This is a genomic window from Mesorhizobium tamadayense, from assembly GCF_003863365.1.
Taxonomy (GTDB): Bacteria; Pseudomonadota; Alphaproteobacteria; order Rhizobiales; family Rhizobiaceae; genus Mesorhizobium; species Mesorhizobium tamadayense.
Map to the genome: position 1 here is coordinate 1 of NZ_RQXT01000088.1, position 17,861 is coordinate 17,861.

The following is a 17,861-nucleotide window of genomic DNA, read 5'->3' on the forward strand; positions in this document are numbered from 1 at the left end:
CTGTCCCTATGCCGAGGAGTTCGCCCTGGCACACGCCCGAATACGCGCCGCGGCTCTGTGACGCCGCAGGACCTGAACCCTTCCCGCCAACAACAGAGGATACATTGCAGAACCCACGGCCGCCCACACCGCGGCGCCGGCTGCGCTCGTCTTCGAACGCGGGACCTCGAAGCCGGCGTCCGGACCGGCCAAAACGCGGCTCAATGGCGGGTGCGGTGAGAGAAACGGGTTAGAGCAGTTTTCTAGCAGAAGTGTGAAACGGGCTTCCGTTCGGGAACTGCCTCAAGGCAAGGAGAGAGCGGTCCGTCGTTATCGTAAAACGGCGAACCAGTACGGCCTTTACTTCTTCAGCGAAGCGCCGCCGCGATGTTACCGCCATCCACGGTCGTCACGTCGGCGGTGGTGCGCTCGGCGAGCGCCTGGTGCAGGAAGGCCTGTGCCACGTCGCCGGCCGTCACTTCCTGCCCGAGCAGATTGCCGGACATGTATTCCTTTTCCGAGACGCCGCGCGCGCCGGAACGGCTGGCGATCATGGTGTCGGTCAGCAAGCCCGAGCGGATGCGGTCGGCATTCACCGCGTTGGAACGGATGCCGTGCGCGCCATAGTCCAGCGCATATTGCCTCGACAGGAACAGCGTCGCCGCCTTGGGCAGGCCGTAGGCGCCGAATTTCGGCCCGGGATTGACCGCCTGCTTGGAGGTGTTGAAGAGAAGCACGCCGCCTGTGCCCTGTTCCAGCATGATGCGCACCGCATTCTGCGCCGCCGACTGGTGGGCGAAGAAGTTGAGCTCGAAGCTCTTGCGCAGAAGGGCGTCGTCGAGCTCGCCGATGCGGCCTTCCCAGGCGGCCCCTGCGTTCGAGACCAGGATATCGACGCCGCCATAGACGGCGACGGCCTTGTCGAATGCGGCGCGCATCTCGGCCGGGTTGGTGATGTCGGCGCCGACGCCGAACGAGTTGTTGCCGGCCGCCTTCGCCGCTTCCGCGGCCTTGGCCGGATCGAGGTCGACGACGACGGCATGCGCGCCGTTGGCGGCGAACAGCCTGGCCGTCGCGGCGCCGATCGCCCCGGCGCCGCCGGTGATCAGCACCACCTGACCGGTCAGCGGCTTCGGCTTGTTGGAGGCAAGCTTGGCCTGCTCCAGCGACCAGTATTCGAGCGGGAAGAGGTCGGCCTTGGACAGCGGCCGGAAATTGCCGATGGCCCCCGCGCCGCGCACCGCCTCGATCCACATCTCGCCGACGTCGGAGGCGATCTTCGCGTCCTTCAGCGTGCGGCCGTGGCCGAACATGCCGAGACCCGGAACCAGCGTCAGGCGCGGCATCGGGTCGAGCATGGTGCGCTTGACGTCGTCCAACGCATCATTGGTCTCGAAATAGGCGCGGTAGTCCTTGGCGAAGGCCTCGACATGGCCGCGGATGATTGCCTTGTAGTCGCCGAGCTTGTCGGCGTCGGGGGCGGGCACCGCCATTGGGCCGGTCTTGATGCGGATCGACAGGTCCGGCGTCGACACGCCGCGTCCGGCCAGCTCGGCGATCTTTGCCGAATTGATGAAATCGACGATCGCCTCGGACGTGCGAAAGTCGCTGATCATGCGGTCGAAGCGGCCTTCGCCGCGCGCCACGGCCACGGCCCCGCGCAGCATCGGCGCGATGTCGTTCGCCCTGGCGAGCTTCGCCGGCAGCGCCGCCTTGGCCGCCTGCGGCTTGCCGTTCTTCGCGACATAGTCCTCGGCGACATTCACATAATGGATCATGCGGTCGTAGGCCTGCTTGGCATCGTCGCCGAAGGTGAAGATGCCGTGCTTGTCGAGGATCAGGCCTTCGACGCTCGGGTCGGCGTCGAAAACTTCTGCCGCGACCTTGGCGAGGTCGAAGCCCGGCTTGATGTAGGGCACATAACCCATTTTGCTGCCGAACACCGTCTTCACCAGCGCCTTGCTGTCTTCCTGATCGACGACGGCGAGGATCGCGGTCGAATGCGTGTGGTCGACGAATTTATGCGGCACGAAGGCGTGCAGCAGCGTCTCGACCGACGGGTTGGGGGAGGCGGGGTCGATCAGGTTGGAGCGCTGCAGCGCCACCATGTGCTCGTCGGAGAGCTTGGCAAGCGAACGCGCCTTGAGCAGGGCGCCCATCTTCACCGCCGGCAGGCCTTGCGGCTCGATGACCGCCATGTCCCAGCCGCTGCCCTTGACGCACAGCACGTCCCATTCGTCGCCGACGAGATCGGTGGCCTTGGTCTTGCAGGAGGTGTTGCCGCCGCCATGCAGCACCAGCCGCGGCTCGCCGCCGAGCAGCCGGGTCGTGTAGACGCGCAGCGCAAGGTCGCGGCCGACGCCCTTCTTGGCATAGTCGGCCACCATCTTTTCCGCGTCGGCGTCGTTCCAAAGGTTCTTCATGTCGTTCCGTCCGATTCCGTCTTTTTGTCTGCTCATGAACAGTAAGCCGCGACGTCTTGATGACAAAAGCGGCGAGGGTGGTTTTTTCCAAAGCAGGTCGCGTGAAAAAGGATTCACGCGACCTGCTTTAGGTCTTCGATTTTAAGCATGTCTTTGTCCCGAAACCGCTGCACACTTTCGGGAGACATGCTTTAGGAGGCCTTTTTGCTTGCCGCGCCGGCGTGTTCGAGAAGACGCTCAGCCACATGCGCGCCGACCACCAGATGCGTGCACAGCCCGCCGGCGATTGCTGCAAGCAGCGGCTCGAGCTTGCTGTCCTCCTGCACCACCATCAGCCTCTTGCCTATGGCGCGCAGCGAGGCGAGGTCGGCCGAAATGACCCGCCGGTTGTAGTCGCAGTCGAGAACCTCGCCCTTGGCGTCGATGACCTGCCCGGCGATCACGCCGGCCGCGCCCTGTTTGCGCAGCGCCGTCATTTCGGCCGGCGTCAGCGCGCCGCATTTGACCAGATGGCTGTCGGCATCGACCGCGCCGACGGAATAGAGCGCGAGATCGCAGTCGCTGATGCCGGCAAGCTGATCGCGGATCACCGGCTCGGCACGCAGCCCTTGCGCGAGTTCTTCGGTCGACAAAACGAGCGGCGCATAGAAGTTCAATCCCTTAGCGTTTAGCCGCCGCGCGATCTCCATTGTGCACTGGTCGGGCCGGTAGGAATAGGGCGCGCCGAGATTGCCGCAGAGCTGTACCACGGTGACGTCCTGCAGGTCGGCATAGGACATGATGTCAGCGATGGTGTAGACGGTGCGGCCCCAGGCGACGCCGATGCGGTCGCCCTTCTTCACCAATTCGAGAAAGACGCTTGCCGCCAGCACCGCGATGTCGGTCGACGGGTCGGCGACATAGGCGTTCTCCGGCGCGATCCAGACGGCGTCGAGCTTGAAGGCATCCTCAACCTTGCGCGCCATGACGTCGTCGGTGAAGAGCTGCGTCGAGGTCGAGATGTTGACGATGCCGGTCTCGCGCGCCTTGCGCAGATACATGGCGACCGAGGCGCGCGAAATCTTGAGCTGGCTCGCCACTTCGTCCTGGCGAAGGCCGTGCGCATAGTAAAGCCAGGCGGCCTTATGGATGAGCTGTTCTGCCGGTCGGATCGCCATGCCGCCTCCTCGGCTGACATTAGTCACGGCTCTCGACAAAAGTCAAATCAGCGCGATCGGTGCAATCGTCTGCCGGCGAGGCGCGATCGAGATGGCCATTCTAGCAGGCGCGCATATCATAGCATTTCCCGGTCGTTCAGGGGGATGGCATGATGGCGGGCCTGCGGTTAGAAAGTTCGAAAAGACTTTTGGGGAGGATGGAATGGCCAATCCCTACGAACACGATCTCGACCGGAACGCAGCCAACCACCAGCCGCTGACGCCGCTCACCTATTTGGAACGCGCGGCAAAGACCTATCCCGGTCACATCGCCATCATCCATGGCAGCCAGCGCATCTCCTATCGCGATTTCTGGCGCCGCTCGCTGAAGCTTGGCTCGGCGCTCGCGAAACATGGCATCGGCAAGGGCGATACGGTGACGGTGATGCTGTCGAACACGCCGCCCATGCTGGAGGCCCATTTCGGCGTGCCGATGACCAAGGCGGTGCTGCATTCGCTGAACACGCGCCTCGATGCCGCCGTCGTCGCCTTCCAGCTCGACCATGCCGACACCAAGGTGCTGATCGTCGACCGCGAATTCTCGGGCGTCGTCAGGGAGGCGCTGGCATTGGCCAAGGCCAAGCCGTTGGTCATCGACTATGACGATCCCGATTATGCCGCCGACGCGCCCTATCCGAAGGGCGATCGGATCGGCACGCTCGACTATGAGGATTTCGTCGCCGGGGGCGACGAGGCCTTCGCATGGCCGATGCCGGACGACGAGTGGGACGCCATCTCGCTCAACTATACCTCCGGCACCACCGGCAATCCAAAAGGCGTCGTCTACCACCATCGCGGCGCCGCCCTGATGGCCTACACCAACACCATCCATGCCGGCATGGCCAAGCACGCGGTCTATCTCTGGACGCTGCCGATGTTTCACTGCAACGGCTGGTGCTTCCCGTGGACGCTCGCCGTGCAGGCCGGCACCCATGTCTGCCTGCGCTGGGTGCGGGCGAAGCCGATATATGACGCGATCGCCGACCATGGCGTCACCCATCTCTGCGGCGCGCCGATCGTCATGTCGGTGCTGATCAACGCCAGGGACGAGGACAAGCGCCCGTTTCCGCAGACCGTCACCTTCAACACCGCCGCCGCGCCGCCGCCGGAGGCGGTGCTATCCGGCATGGCCGATGCCGGCTTTGCCGTCACCCATCTCTACGGCCTGACCGAGACTTACGGCCCGGCGGTCGTCAACGAATGGCACAATGAGTGGGACGCGCTCGAGAAGGGCCCGCGGACGGCCAAGAAGGCGCGCCAGGGCGTGCGCTACGCCGCGCTCGAGGGGCTGACGGTGATGAACCCCGAGACGATGACAGAAACGCCGGCCGACGGTGAGACCATCGGCGAGGTCATGTTCCGCGGCAACATCGTCATGAAAGGCTATCTGAAGAACCGCAAGGCGACCGACGAGGCCTTCGCGGGCGGCTGGTTCCACTCCGGCGATCTCGGCGTCATGCACCCGGACGGCTACATCCAGCTCAAGGACCGCTCCAAGGACATCATCATCTCGGGCGGCGAGAACATCTCGTCGATCGAGGTCGAGGATGCGCTTTACAGACATCCGGCGGTCGCCTCCTGCGGCGTGGTCGCGCGCGCCGACGACAAATGGGGCGAGGTGCCGGTCGCCTATGTCGAACTGAAGCCCGGCAAGAACGCCACCGAGGTGGAGATCATCGAGCACTGCCGCGGCCTGCTCGCCCGCTTCAAGGTGCCGAAGGCGGTGGTTTTTGCGGAGATTCCAAAGACTTCGACCGGGAAGATCCAGAAGTTCCGGCTAAGGGAGATGGCGAAAGAGGGCTAGCGTCAAACGATCGCTGCGTCGGACGTTAGCCTTCTCGTTTTCTCTCGCCTATCCTCTCCGATTGTCACCATCTGTCACCATTTTGTACGCGTACATCGATTCCGCGTTGACTCTTCGCTGCTTTCGTTTTACGAGTGATGAAAATTGAAATTCGTCACTCATCAAACGAAAGCGCCATGTCCGAAGCTGCCAACATCGTAGCCGACCCCGCCAGACAGGAGAATGTGACGCGCATTCTCGACTGCGCCGAGCGCCTGTTCCGGCACTATGGCTACGGCAAGACCAATGTCGCCGACATCGCCCGCGAGCTCGGCATGTCGCCGGCCAACATCTACCGCTTCTTCGCCTCCAAGGTCGAAATCCACCAGGCCGTCTGCGGCCGCATGCTCGGCGCCAGCTACGCGATGGCTTACGAGATCTCGCGCTTGCCGATCAGCGCCGAGGAGCGGCTGCGCCGCTGCGTGCAGGCGCAGTACAAGATGACGCTCGAGGTCATGCTCGATGAGCAGAAGGTGCATGAGATGGTCATCGTCGCGCTCGAGCGCGACTGGGGCGTCATCGACAAGCATGTCGACCGCATCCACGACCTGCTCGCCGACGTCATCCGCGAGGGCATCGAGGCCGGCGAGTTCAGGAAGCAGGATCCGGTCATCGCCTCGCGCTGCTTCGGCGCTTCGACCGTCATCCTGTGCCATCCGCAGATGGTCGCGCAGTGCCTTGCCAAGACCAATCGGGCGATGCCCGACGACCTCATCGACTACGCAATCAGAGCCCTGAAATAGCCGCCCCCCGCCGGGTGCCGGTTGACGTTCATCTCCAGTTCGGGAGTGCTAAGGTGTTTTTGTCCAGTTCCATCCTCCGCAAGCTGCCGGTCGCCGGCCTTTTCGTAGCGGCGCTCGGGCTTGCCGGCTGCAGCCAGGAGAAGGCGGCCGTCGTCCAGGAAGTCGCCCGGCCGGTGAAGGTCGTCGAGATCGGCGAGGCTGAGACCACCCGCCAGCTCGATTATTCCGGTTCGGTGCGCGCCCGCACCGAGATGAATCTCGGCTTCCGCATTGCCGGCAAGGTCACAGAGCGTCTTGTCGATATCGGCCAGCATGTGAACGAGGGCGACGTGCTCGCCCGCGTCGATCCATCCGATTACGAGCTGTCGGTGAAGAGCGCCCAGGCGAGCCTCGATGCCGCCGAGCGCCAGGTCGAGACCGTCGATCTCGCCAAGAAGCGCGCCGAGCAGCTCTACGCCAAGAACTTCGCGCCGAAGTCGCAGCTCGATCAGGCGACGCTGACCTATGATCAGGCGATCGCGACGCGCGATGCTGCCCGCTCGACGCTGGCCCAGGCGCAGAACCAGGTCCACTACACCGATCTCAAGGCCAGCAAGGCTGGCATCGTTACCGCCATCTCGGCCGATATCGGCCAGGTGGTCGGAGCCGGCACTCCGGTGATGACGGTTGCCGTCGACGGCGAGAAGGAAGTGCTGATCGCGGTGCCGGAGATGGACGTCGCCGGCTTCCGCCCCGGCAAGGAGGTCAAGGCGAGCTTCTGGTCGGACGACGCGCTCACGCTTTCCGGCAAGGTCCGCGAGGTCGCCGGCAGCGCCGATCCGCAGTCGCGCACCTTCGCGGTCCGGGTTTCGCTCCCCAACGATCCGCGCGTGCTGCTCGGCATGACCGCCAATGTCGAGGCGACCGTCGGCGCCAAGGCTCAGCTGGTCTCGATTCCGCTGACCGCTATGGCCGAGAAGGGTGGCAAGCAGATCGTCTGGACGGTCGACCGCGCGAGCGACACGGTGCATCCGCGCCCGATCAAGGTGGCGAACTTCACCGCCGACGGTGTCGCCGTTTCCGATGGCCTGAAGCAGGGCGACGTGGTGGTAGCCGCCGGCACGCAGTTCATGACCGAGAATCTGAAGGTCAAGTTTTCCGGCGATGTCACCCAGCAGTCTGCCTCCGCGCAGGATGACGTCGCCACAACCAGCAGCCTGCGCTAGCCAGGCGAAAGAACGCCTTTCCCGCTCTCGCCGCGCGAGCTGCGAGCCGGGCAAGGCATGGGTTTCCGGGCGGCGAATGCGCCTGATCGACGAGACGCCGGCATTGGTATCCCCCGCACCACGGCCGCGTCCAGCGATCGCGAGTCTCTCTCCGCTTGAGGTGCTCGCCGCCCGGAAGCCCACCGAGAACTCATGAGCTGCCAGGCAAGCGTGCCTTGCCGGCCAATTGGACTGGACTTGCGCCATGACCACCGACAGCAGCACTGAAAAGCGGCCTTTCAACCTCTCGCGTTGGGCGATCGGGCATCCGAGCATCGCCCGCTTCCTGTTCGGCCTGATCATCCTGGCCGGCGCGCTCGGCCTGATGCGCATGGGCCAGAAGGAAGACCCGGATTTCACCTTCCGCGTCATGGTGGTGCAGGCGATCTGGCCGGGCGCCTCGATCCAGGACATGGAGGACCAGGTCGTCAACAAGATCGAGCGCAAGCTGCAGGAAACGCCGCATCTCGATTTCGTGCGTTCCTACACCCGCGCCGGCAGCGCCATCATCACGCTCCAGGTGAAAGGCGACACCAATGCCGAAGAGGTGAAGACGCCTTCTACCAGGTGCGCAAGAAGGTCGGCGACATCGCCAATGAACTGCCGCAGGGCCTGCTCGGTCCCTATTTCAACGACGAGTTCGGCGACACCTTCATCACGCTGCATTCGCTCAGCGGCGACGGTTTCACCTATCCGGAGCTGAAGAAATTCGCCATCCAGGCGCGCGACATGCTGCTGGCGACGCCGGGCGTCGAAAAGGCCGTCATCATCGGCGACCAGCCTGAGAAGATCTATATCGACGTCTCGTCCAAGGCGCTTGCCGAGCGCGGCCTGACGATTGTCGACCTGCAGAACGCCGTGAAGGGGCAGAACGCCGTCGACCCGGCGGGGTCCGTCGAAACCGGCCTGCGCTCTGTGCGCATCTCGGTCGAGGGCGACGTCACCCGGGCCGCCGACATCCGCGAGCTGAGGCTGCGCGCCGGCAACCAGGTGACGCGGCTCGGCGACATCGCCACCGTCACCTCCGGCCTCGAGGATCCGTACCAGCGCAAGTATCGCTTCAACGGCCATGAGAGTGTCCAGGTCGGCGTCGTCATGGCCAAGGGTTTCAACGTCAGGGACGTCGGCAAGGACGTCGAGGCGACCTACAAGCGCTTCGAGGAAGGCCTGCCTTACGGCGTCGCGGTCGACCAGATCTCCGACCAGCCCGAGGTGGTCAAGGACGCCGTCAACGAGTTCATGGAAGCGCTTGGCGAAGCGCTGCTCATCGTGCTCGTCGTGTCCTTCCTGTCGATCGGCTGGCGCTCTGGCCTTGTGATCGCCATCGCCATTCCGCTGGTGCTCGCCGCCACCTTCGCCATCATGTACGAGATCGGAATCGACCTGCAGCGCATCTCGCTCGGCGCGCTCATCATCGCGCTGGGTCTCCTCGTCGACGACGCCATGATCGTCGTCGAGATGATGGAGCGAAAGCTCGAGGAAGGGCTGGTCAAGATCGAGGCGGCGAGCTTCGCCTATTCCTCGACCGCCTTCCCGATGCTGACCGGCACGCTGATCACCACCGCCGGCTTCATCCCGGTCGGCTTCGCCGCTTCCACCGCCGGCGAATATGTGCGCACGCTGTTCTATGTCGTCGGTATCGCGCTGGTCGTGTCGTGGTTCGTCGCGGTCTATTTCACGCCGTGGCTTGGCTACATGATCCTCAAGCAGCGCAAGCACGCCGGCACCCATCACGATCCCTTCGACACGCGCTTCTACCGGCGGCTGCGTGCGACGGTCGCCTGGGCCGTGCGCCATCGCATCATCGTGCTGGTGATGACGCTGGTCACCTTCGGCACCAGCCTGTGGGCCTTCCAGTTCATTCCGCAGAACTTCTTCCCGCAGTCCTCGCGTCCGGAAATCCTGGTCGATCTCTGGCTGCCGGAAGGCACCAGCATCAAGGAGGTCGAGACGCAGGCCAAGGCGCTGGAAGCGAAGATGATGGACGACCAGGACAAGCGCTTCATCGCCACCTATATCGGCGAGGGCGCGCCGCGCTTCTTCCTGCCGCTCGACCAGCAGCTCAGGAATCCGAACTTCGCCCAGCTCCTGGTGATGGCCAAGGACGAGCCGGCGCGCGAGCGGCTGATCCTCAAGCTGCGCAGCATCCTTGCCAAGGATTTCCCCTCGATCCGCGGCAAGGTCGACCGTCTGTTCCTCGGCCCCCCGACCGGCTGGCCGGTGCAGATGCGCGTCATGGGTCCGGACCGCCAGGAGGTGCGCCGCATCGCCGACGAGGTGAAGGCTAGGTTCCAGGCCAATCCGCTGCTCGGCGCCGTGCATGACGACTGGCTGGAGCCGGTGCCGGCGATGAAGCTGGTGATCGACCAGGACCGCGCCCGTGCGCTCGGTGTCACCTCGCAGCGCATCCGCCAGATGCTGCAGGCGACCATGTCCGGCGCGCCGCTCGACGATTTCCGCGACGGCGAGGAGACGGTCTCGATCGTCGCTCGCGAGCCGGAGGCGACGCGTCACCTGCTCTCTTCGGTCGACTCCGTCTACATCCCGACCGATTTCGGCGGCTCGGTGCCGCTGTCGCAGGTGGCCAAGGTCGTGCCCGTCATGGAGCAGGGCATCGAGTGGCGGCGCGACCGCCTGCCGACGATCAGCGTGCGCGCCACGCTGCCGGACGGCGTGCAGTCGAACGACGTCGTCACCAAGATGTACAACGACATGAAGGACCTGCGCGCCGGCCTTGCCCCTGGCTACAACATCGAGATCCAGGGCGGCGCCGAGGACTCGGCCGAAAGCCAGGCCTCGATCGCGGCCAAGGCGCCGGTGATGCTCGCCATCATCGTCATATTGCTGATGGTCCAGCTGCAACATTTCGGCAAGTCGATGCTGGTGCTGGCCACCGGTCCGCTCGGCATCATCGGCGCCGCGGCAGCCCTTCTGATCAGCGGCGCGCCGTTCGGCTTCGTCGCCATCCTCGGCGTCATCGCGCTGCTCGGCATTATCATGCGCAACTCGATCATCCTGGTCGACCAGATCGACCAGGACATCGCGGCCGGCATGGAGCGATCGGAGGCGATCGTCGGCGCCGCCGTGCGCCGCTTCAGGCCGATCATGCTGACGGCGCTCACCGCCGTGCTGGCGCTGATCCCGATCTCGCGCGCCGTCTTCTGGGGGCCGCTGGCCTACGCCATGATGGGCGGCATCCTGGTGGCGACTGTGCTGACGATCCTCGTGCTGCCGGCCGGCTATGCCCTGTTCTTCGCCCGCGAGCCGAAGAAGGCCAAGACCGACGAGCAGGCCCCCGGGCCGGAACAGATCGAAGGCATCGAAAGGCCGCAGCTGGCGCTGGCTGCGGAATAGAGCATGATCCCGAAAAGTGCGCAGCGGTTTTTGCTTCGCTGACCTTCGGTTCGGAAAAGATCATGCTCAAAACAAGAAGATAAAGCGGGATGACGGCTCGAAGAAAAGTCATCTCAAGGTGGCAACCTCGGATCATCCGCCATCGGCGCAAGCCGGTGGCGGATGATCCGCATTTAGGGGATAGAGGCGTGTGAAGGCCAGCTGACCGGTCGTCAGCCCAGGTCTGCCGCATGCGCGATCGCGACGCCGTATTCGGCGGCCGCATCGAGCGTGGTGTTCCACAGGCTCTCGGCGAAAGTCGCAAACACCAGCAGGCTGAACACGGCTTCCGCCCGGTCCCTGCCGCGCCAGAGCGTGACGCTGGTATGGTCCATCGAAGTAGCGGCTGCCGCGCCAACCGGGAACACGTCGGGGTGCAGGTCGATCGACGACAGCTTGGCGAGCGCCATGCGGGCCTTGGCGCCGGAGATGCTGATCAGAGCCCGCGCATGCGACTGGTCCGACAGCGAGGCCGAACCGGCAAACACCGGGGCAAGCGCTTCGATCGTGTGCTTGCCGCCTTTCGACAGCACTAGGAACTGATCCGGGCCCGACCAGATCAGCGTCGCGTCGGTTGTGCCGACGGCCTTCGGTGTCTCCGGCGCGGCGACGCCGAAGCGGGCCTTCGCGGCCTTGGCCGTCTCGGCCGCCTTGCCGCGCCGCGCCATCACCTGGATGAGGTCGAAATTGCGGATCTCGGTCAGCGACACGCCGGCATCGCCAGTCGAGCCATAAGGGCCAACGACCAGCGCGCGATCAAGCGGGCTGCGGACGTCCCAGGAAAACTCAGCCACGCTGGCGCCCTCCCTCCGGGTCGTAGAAGACGGAATTGCAGAGCTCGACATCGTACTCCTCGCCGCGCAGCGGATCATGCGCCCGCACGATCTCGCCGATGCGCTCGCGGCCGCGCTCGACCAGGCTGAGCCCGATCCACTGATCGAGCACCGGCGAGAAGCAGACCGAGGTGACATAACCCTGGTCATTGTCGGGGCCGGGGACTTCGCCCTTCGGGATGATGTGCGCGCCGGAACGCAGGCGCCGCGCCTTGTCGGTCGGCTTGATGCCGACGACCACCTGCCGGTTCGGCGCGGTGAGCGCCTCGCGGCCGGCCATCACGCGGCCGATGAAATCCTTCTTGGTCGACATCATCTTGCCGAGGCCAAGATCGGCGGCGGTGGTCGTGCCGTTGAGCTCCGGCCCCGCGACATGGCCCTTCTCGATGCGCATCACCCCTAGCGCTTCGGTGCCGTAAGGCGTCACGCCGAACGGCTTGCCGGCGATCATCAAGTTGCGCACCAGCGCTTCGCCATAGCGGGCGGGCACCGAAATCTCGAACGCCATCTCGCCCGAGAAGGAGATGCGGAACAGCCTTGCCTTGATGCCGCCGCTCAGTTTGACCTCGCGCGCGCCCATGAAGGGAAAACCCTCGTTCGAAAGGTCTTCCGCCGGATCGACGATTTCCTTCAGCAGGTCCCGCGTCTTGGGCCCGGCGATGGAAAACTGCGCCCACTGGTCGGAGACGGAGGTCAGTTGCACGTCGAGCTCGGGCAACAGCACCTGGCGGCAGAATTCGAGATGCTGCATCACCGGCCCCGCCTTGGCCGTGGTGGTGGTGAGGAAATAATGGTCCTCGGCCAGCCGCGACGTCGTGCCGTCGTCATAGACGATGCCGTCCTCGCGCAGCATCAGCCCGTAGCGCGCCTTGCCGACGGCGAGGCTCGAAAAACTGTTGATGTAGACGCGGTCGAGGAAGGCGCCGGCATCGGGGCCGTGCACGTCGATCTTGCCGAGCGTCGAGACATCGCAGAAGCCCACGCCGCCGCGCACCGCCTTGACCTCGCGGGTCACCGATTGCAGCCAGTCCGTCTCGCCGGCGCGCGGATACCATTGCGCGCGCTTCCACAGCCCGGTGTCGACGAACACCGCGCCCTGTTCTGCCGCCCAGTGATGCGACGGCGTCAGCCGCGTCGCATGGAAATTCTCGTCGCGGTGGTGGCCGGCAAAAGCGCCGATGGCGACCGGCACGTAAGGCGGGCGGTAGATCGTCGTGCCCGTCTCCGGAATGGACTTGCCGGTGACCGCCGCCATGATCGCAAGGCCGGCGACGTTCGAGGTCTTGCCCTGGTCGGTCGCCATACCGAGCGTCGTGTAGCGCTTCAGGTGCTCGACGGATTGAAAACCCTCGCGCTGCGCCAACTCGACATCGGACGCGGTTACATCGTGCTGTTGGTCGACGAAGGCCTTGCCCTTGCCGGCGACATGCCACAGCGGCGTCAGCGAAAAGGCCTCGTCGTCCGCAACCGGCATGGAGCCGATATTGCCGCTGCGTCCCGCATCTTGCGCGGCCGCGGCGCCGGCTTCAAAACCTTCGCGCAGGCATGCGCCAAGCCCGAAGGCGCCGTTGGCGGCGCCTGCCGCCACCATGCCGGGCGGTGCGCCATCCGGCACGAAGGCGGCGATGTCGTCGCGCCATTTCGGCCGGCCGCGATGATAGGAGGTAAGGCCGACGGCCGGGTTCCAGCCGCCCGAGACGGCAAGCCCATCGGCCTCGACTTCGGCGCGGGCGCCCCCGGTCAGCGAGACGGCGATCTTGCGCACGCCATTCTTGCCGCCGTCGACGGCGGAGACGGAGCCGTTGAGCACCGGGAAGCCGCCCTTGCTGGCAAGCGAGCGATGCGCGGGCGAAACGTCTGGTCGCGCATCGATGACCGCTGCTACCTGCAGCCCAGCGGCGATCGCCGTCTCCACCGTGCGCCAGCCATCCTCATTGTTGGTGAACAGCGCGATGCGCCCCGCCGGCGTCGCGGCATACCGGCTGATGTAGCTGCGCATGGCGGAGGCCATCATTACGCCCGGCGTGTCGTTGCCGGCAAACACGATCGGCCGCTCGATCGAGCCCGCGGCAACCAGGCAGCGTTTGGCCACGATGCGCCACAGCCGCTGCCGCACCTGATGCTCGGGCGGCACAGGCAGATGGTCGTTGACGCGCTCGATCGCGCCGTAGGTGCCGCCGTCATAGACGCCAAACAGCGTGGTGCGGGTCATGATGCGGACATCGGGCATGGCCGCGAGCTCGCCGCGCGTGCGCGCGATCCACTCGGCTGCCGGCAGCCCGTCGATCATGCCGCCATCGGCGAGCAGTCGGCCGCCGAGGACAAAATCCTCCTCGCACAGGATGACGCGCGCGCCGCTGCGGCCTGCCGCGAGCGCGGCGGTGAGGCCAGCCGGGCCGGAGCCCGCGATCACCACGTCGCAATGCGCCCAGGCCTTATCGTAGTGATCGGGGTCGGGAACGCTCGCCGCGCGGCCGAGGCCGGCAGCACGGCGGATCGCCGGCTCGTAGATCGCTTCCCAGAACTTCGCCGGCCACATGAAGGTCTTGTAGTAGAAGCCGGCGACGAAGATCGGCGCGAAGAGCTGGTTGATCGCCATGACGTCGAAACTGAGCGACGGCCAGCGGTTCTGGCTGGCGGCTTCGAGGCCTTCATAAAGCTCGGCCGTTGTCGCCTTGGTGTTTGGCTCGCGCCTCGCGCCGCTGCGCAGCTCGACGAGCGCGTTGGGCTCCTCCGAACCCGCCGTCAGGATGCCGCGCGGACGATGGTATTTGAACGAGCGGCCGACCAGCTTGACGCCGTTGGCGACCAGCGCCGAGGCAAGCGTATCGCCCTGGAAGCCGGTAAAAGTCTTGCCGTCGAAACGGAAGCTCAGCGGCGTCGAGCGGTCGATGAGGCCGCCGGATGTGAGACGATGGGTTTGCGCGCTGCCGACCATTAAACGCCAACCTTTGCGGCGCCAGCGCCCGCTGTCGGCTCGACAGCCGAAATCTCATGCGTCAGCGTGTTGCGCGTGACCTTCAGCCAGGCCCGGCAGCCGCCGCCATGGTACCAATGCTCGCTCATCACGCCGGCGATATTGTCGCGCAGATAGACATAATCGTAGACGGCGTCCTCGCCGGCATCCGCCGCGGGGCGCTGCGGCTTGGCGTCGCCGAGATAGGTGTACTCGCCGAGTTCGCGTTCGCCGCAGAAGGGACAGACTATGCGCATGTTTTTCCGGCCGTCTTCAGTGCAGGTTCGGTTGGGCGCCCTGGCCCTTTTCGTCGATCATGGCGCCGCGCCGGAACCGGTCGAGGCGGAAGCGCGCGGCTTCCTTGTGCGATTGATCTTGGGCGATGAGATGGGCAAAGACGAAGCCGGAGCCCGGCGTCGCCTTGAAGCCGCCATAGCACCAGCCGGCATTGAGGTAGAGGCCCTCGACAGGGCTCTTGTCGATGATCGGCGAGCCGTCCATCGACATGTCCATGATGCCGCCCCACTGGCGCAAGAGCCGCACGCGGCCGATCATCGGGATCAGCGCCATGCCGCCCTCGCAGACATCCTCGACAACAGGCAGATTGCCGCGCTGGGCATAGGAATTATAGCCGTCGATGTCGCCGCCGAAGACCAGCCCGCCCTTGTCGGACTGGCTGACATAGAAATGCCCGGCGCCGAAGGTCATGACGTTGGGCAGGAGCGGCTTGATCGCCTCCGAGACGAAGGCCTGCAGCACATGGCTTTCGATCGGCAGGCGAAGGCCGGCCATCGCTGCGACACGCGACGAGGAGCCCGCCACCGCCATGCCGACCTTGCCGGTGCCGATCTTGCCGCGCGAGGTCTCGACGCCGGTCACCTTGCCGTTGGCGTCGCGCACGAAGCCGGTGACCTCGCAGTTCTGGATGATGTCGACGCCGAGCTCGCTCGCCGCATGGGCATAACCCCACACTACCGCATCATGCCGAGCGGTGCCCCCGCGCCGCTGCAGCAGCCCGCCTTGCACCGGAAAGCGCGCGTTGTCGAAATTCAGGAACGGCATCAGCTTCCTAAGCGCCGCCTGGTCGAGCAGGTCGGCGTCGATCCCGTTGATGCGCATGGTGTTGCCGCGCCGCGCGAAGGCGTCGCGCTGCGCGTCGGAATGATAGAGGTTGATCACCCCGCGCTGGCTGACCATCGCGTTGTAGTTCAGGTCCTGCTCCATCCGCTCCCATAGCTTCATCGATAGTTCGTAGAAGCCGGTGTTGCCGGGCAGGCCGTAATTGGAGCGGATGATGGTGGTGTTGCGGCCGGCATTGCCGGAGCCGATCCAGCCCTTCTCCAGCACAGCGACATTGCGGATGCCGAACTCGCTGGCCAGGAACCAGGCCGTCGCCAGCCCATGGCCGCCGCCGCCGATGATCACCACGTCGTAGCGATCCTTGGGCGCCGCGTCGCGCCAGGTCGGCTTCCAGGTCTTGTGGCCGGAGAGGGCGGCGCGGGCGAGCGAGAAGATGGAGTATTTCATGAAATCATTCCGAGGCCGCTCGCCCCACGCCGGATCTTTCCTGACCCATCGGATTCGCCCGAAAGCCGCTTCGCGCTTTTCGGTCCGACGCCCTAGATGTCCAGCGTGTGGTCGCGCTCCCACTGCGTGAAGTGCGAAGCATAGGAATTCCATTCCTGCTGCTTCAGCTTTAGGTATGCCGACGAGAATTCCTCACCCAGCGCCGTCTTGAGCAATTTGTCGTTGTCGAACTCGCGCAGCGCGTCGAGTAGGTTGAGCGGCAGTTTCGGCGCATCCGTCACGGTATGGCCGAGCTGGTACATGTCGATGTCGTAGCGCTTGCCGGGATCGGCCTTCGAGCGGATGCCGTCGAGACCGGCGGCGATGATGACGGCCTGCAGCAGATAGGGATTGGCCGCGCCGTCCGGCAGGCGCAACTCGAAGCGGCCGGGGCCGGGCACGCGCACCATGTGGGTGCGGTTGTTGCCGGTCCAGGTGACCGTGTTCGGCGCCCAGGTCGCGCCCGAAATGGTGCGCGGCGCGTTGATGCGTTTGTACGAATTGACCGTCGGATTGGTGATCGCGGCAAGCGCCGAGGCATGCTTCATGATGCCACCGAGGAAGTTCTTGCCCTTGGCCGAGAGGCCAAGCTCCTGCGAATTGTCGGCGAAGACATTCGTCCTGCCGGTCTCGTCCCACACCGAGATATGCGCGTGGCAGCCATTGCCGGTCAGGCCCTGGAACGGCTTGGGCATGAAGGTCGCGCGCAGGCCGTGCTTCTCTGCGATCGACTTGACCATGAATTTGAAGAAGGAGTGCTTGTCCGCGGTAGCCAGCGCGTGGTCGAAGGCCCAGTTCATCTCGAACTGGCCGTTGGCGTCCTCGTGATCGTTCTGGTAGGGGTCCCAGCCCAGCGCCAGCATATGGTCGCAGATCTCGGCGATCACGTCGTAGCGGCGCATCACCGCCTGCTGATCGTAGCAGGGCTTCGAGGCCGTGTCGTATTTGTCGGAGATCACGCTACCGTCCGGCGAGATCAGGAAGAACTCGGCCTCGACACCGGTCTTGACATGCATGCCGTCGCGGGCGGCTTCAGCGATCAGCCGCTTCAGCGTGTTGCGCGGCGCCTGTTCGACCTCCTTGTCGTCCATGATGCAATTGGCGGCCACCCAGGCCACCTCCGGCTTCCATGGCAGCTGGATCACCGAGGACGCGTCCGGCACCGCCAGCATGTCCGGATGGGCTGGCGTCAGGTCCAGCCAGGTGGCGAAACCGGCAAAGCCGGCCCCGTCCTTCTGCATGTCTGAGATCGCCTGCGCCGGCACCAGCTTGGCGCGCTGCCCACCGAACAGGTCGGTGTAGGAGATCATGAAATATTTGACGTTTTTCGCCCTTGCGAATTCTGCAAGATCATTAGTCACACCAGTTCCCCATTTTTTCTTCGGCCATGGCCCACGGCATATGGGTCTTGACCCTTCATTGATCAGAAGCCGTTCTTCCCCGGTATCCAGTTGGTGCCGGCAAGCGGCACGCCGGCCATGGCTGCCGCCTCGATGCTGAGCGCGACGAGATCCTCCAGCTCGAGATTGTGCAGGCTGTTCTTGCCGCAGGCGCGGGCGATCGTCTGCGCCTCCAGCGTCATTACCTTGAGGTAGTTCGCGAGCCGCCGCCCGGCCGCGATCGGGTCGACCCGCTTCATCAGCTCGGGATCCTGCGTGGTGATGCCGGCCGGGTCGCGGCCTTCG

At 65.1% G+C, this 17,861-nt stretch carries 11 protein-coding genes and 1 pseudogene; 4 read left to right on the forward strand and 8 right to left on the reverse strand.

Going from position 1 to position 17,861, the window contains the following annotated elements; genetic code table 11:
- Positions 1 to 347 precede the first annotated feature (347 nt).
- Together EH240_RS35170 and EH240_RS35175 are read right to left on the reverse strand one after the other, a co-directional pair.
- On the reverse strand, positions 348 to 2,402 hold the full coding sequence (locus EH240_RS35170; protein WP_125006951.1) for a bifunctional aldolase/short-chain dehydrogenase: 2,055 nt from the start codon (positions 2,400 to 2,402) through the stop codon (positions 348 to 350).
- A 191-nt stretch (positions 2,403 to 2,593) separates the two neighbouring features.
- Entirely contained in the window at positions 2,594 to 3,559 is a 966-nt protein-coding gene (locus tag EH240_RS35175) for a sugar-binding transcriptional regulator (protein WP_125006952.1), read from the reverse strand.
- 202 nt (positions 3,560 to 3,761) lie between these two features.
- Between EH240_RS35175 and EH240_RS35180 the strand changes: the two genes are divergently transcribed.
- From EH240_RS35180 to EH240_RS35195, 4 genes and pseudogenes are all read left to right on the forward strand, one after another.
- The gene (locus EH240_RS35180; protein ID WP_125006953.1) at positions 3,762 to 5,402 is read left to right on the forward strand and encodes an acyl-CoA synthetase; all 1,641 of its coding nucleotides are present in this window, start codon (positions 3,762 to 3,764) and stop codon (positions 5,400 to 5,402) included.
- Between the two features lie 176 nt (positions 5,403 to 5,578).
- A complete protein-coding gene (locus EH240_RS35185; protein ID WP_125006954.1) occupies positions 5,579 to 6,184 on the forward strand; it encodes a TetR/AcrR family transcriptional regulator in 606 nt (201 codons plus the stop codon).
- 71 nt (positions 6,185 to 6,255) lie between these two features.
- Positions 6,256 to 7,389 (forward strand): efflux RND transporter periplasmic adaptor subunit, encoded by a 1,134-nt coding sequence (locus EH240_RS35190; RefSeq protein ID WP_425374868.1) that lies wholly within the window; start codon positions 6,256 to 6,258, stop codon positions 7,387 to 7,389.
- Positions 7,390 to 7,633: 244 nt separating this feature from the next.
- Positions 7,634 to 10,782, forward strand: a pseudogene (locus tag EH240_RS35195) (efflux RND transporter permease subunit).
- Between the two features lie 212 nt (positions 10,783 to 10,994).
- On the opposite strand, the gene EH240_RS35200 reads toward EH240_RS35195, so the two are convergent.
- The 6 genes from EH240_RS35200 to EH240_RS35225 all read right to left on the reverse strand — a co-directional run.
- Complete coding sequence (locus EH240_RS35200; protein WP_125006956.1) at positions 10,995 to 11,615, reverse strand: sarcosine oxidase subunit gamma; 621 nt, start codon at positions 11,613 to 11,615, stop codon at positions 10,995 to 10,997.
- On the reverse strand, positions 11,608 to 14,592 hold the full coding sequence (locus tag EH240_RS35205; protein ID WP_125006957.1) for a sarcosine oxidase subunit alpha: 2,985 nt from the start codon (positions 14,590 to 14,592) through the stop codon (positions 11,608 to 11,610). Before EH240_RS35205 ends, EH240_RS35200 begins: the two co-directional genes overlap by 8 nt.
- Entirely contained in the window at positions 14,592 to 14,867 is a 276-nt protein-coding gene (locus tag EH240_RS35210; protein ID WP_125006958.1) for a sarcosine oxidase subunit delta, read from the reverse strand. Before EH240_RS35210 ends, EH240_RS35205 begins: the two co-directional genes overlap by 1 nt.
- Before the next feature lie 16 nt (positions 14,868 to 14,883).
- Positions 14,884 to 16,137 (reverse strand): sarcosine oxidase subunit beta family protein, encoded by a 1,254-nt coding sequence (locus EH240_RS35215; RefSeq protein WP_125006959.1) that lies wholly within the window; start codon positions 16,135 to 16,137, stop codon positions 14,884 to 14,886.
- A gap of 92 nt (positions 16,138 to 16,229) precedes the next feature.
- Positions 16,230 to 17,537 (reverse strand): type III glutamate--ammonia ligase, encoded by a 1,308-nt coding sequence (glnT, locus tag EH240_RS35220; RefSeq protein WP_125006960.1) that lies wholly within the window; start codon positions 17,535 to 17,537, stop codon positions 16,230 to 16,232.
- 62 nt (positions 17,538 to 17,599) lie between these two features.
- Positions 17,600 to 17,861 (reverse strand): glutamate synthase-related protein (locus tag EH240_RS35225; protein ID WP_245436678.1); only part of this gene is annotated, 262 nt, incomplete at its 5' end.

What these genes read in the sequence shown, in the direction of transcription:
- EH240_RS35170 (WP_125006951.1), bottom strand. Translation starts at nt 2,402, where the DNA reads ATGAAGAACCTTTGGAACGACGCCGACGCGGAAAAGATGGTGGCCGAC.
- EH240_RS35175 (WP_125006952.1), bottom strand. Translation starts at nt 3,559, where the DNA reads ATGGCGATCCGACCGGCAGAACAGCTCATCCATAAGGCCGCCTGGCTT.
- EH240_RS35180 (WP_125006953.1), top strand. Translation starts at nt 3,762, where the DNA reads ATGGCCAATCCCTACGAACACGATCTCGACCGGAACGCAGCCAACCAC.
- EH240_RS35185 (WP_125006954.1), top strand. Translation starts at nt 5,579, where the DNA reads ATGTCCGAAGCTGCCAACATCGTAGCCGACCCCGCCAGACAGGAGAAT.
- EH240_RS35205 (WP_125006957.1), bottom strand. Translation starts at nt 14,592, where the DNA reads ATGGTCGGCAGCGCGCAAACCCATCGTCTCACATCCGGCGGCCTCATC.
- EH240_RS35210 (WP_125006958.1), bottom strand. Translation starts at nt 14,867, where the DNA reads ATGCGCATAGTCTGTCCCTTCTGCGGCGAACGCGAACTCGGCGAGTAC.
- EH240_RS35215 (WP_125006959.1), bottom strand. Translation starts at nt 16,137, where the DNA reads ATGAAATACTCCATCTTCTCGCTCGCCCGCGCCGCCCTCTCCGGCCAC.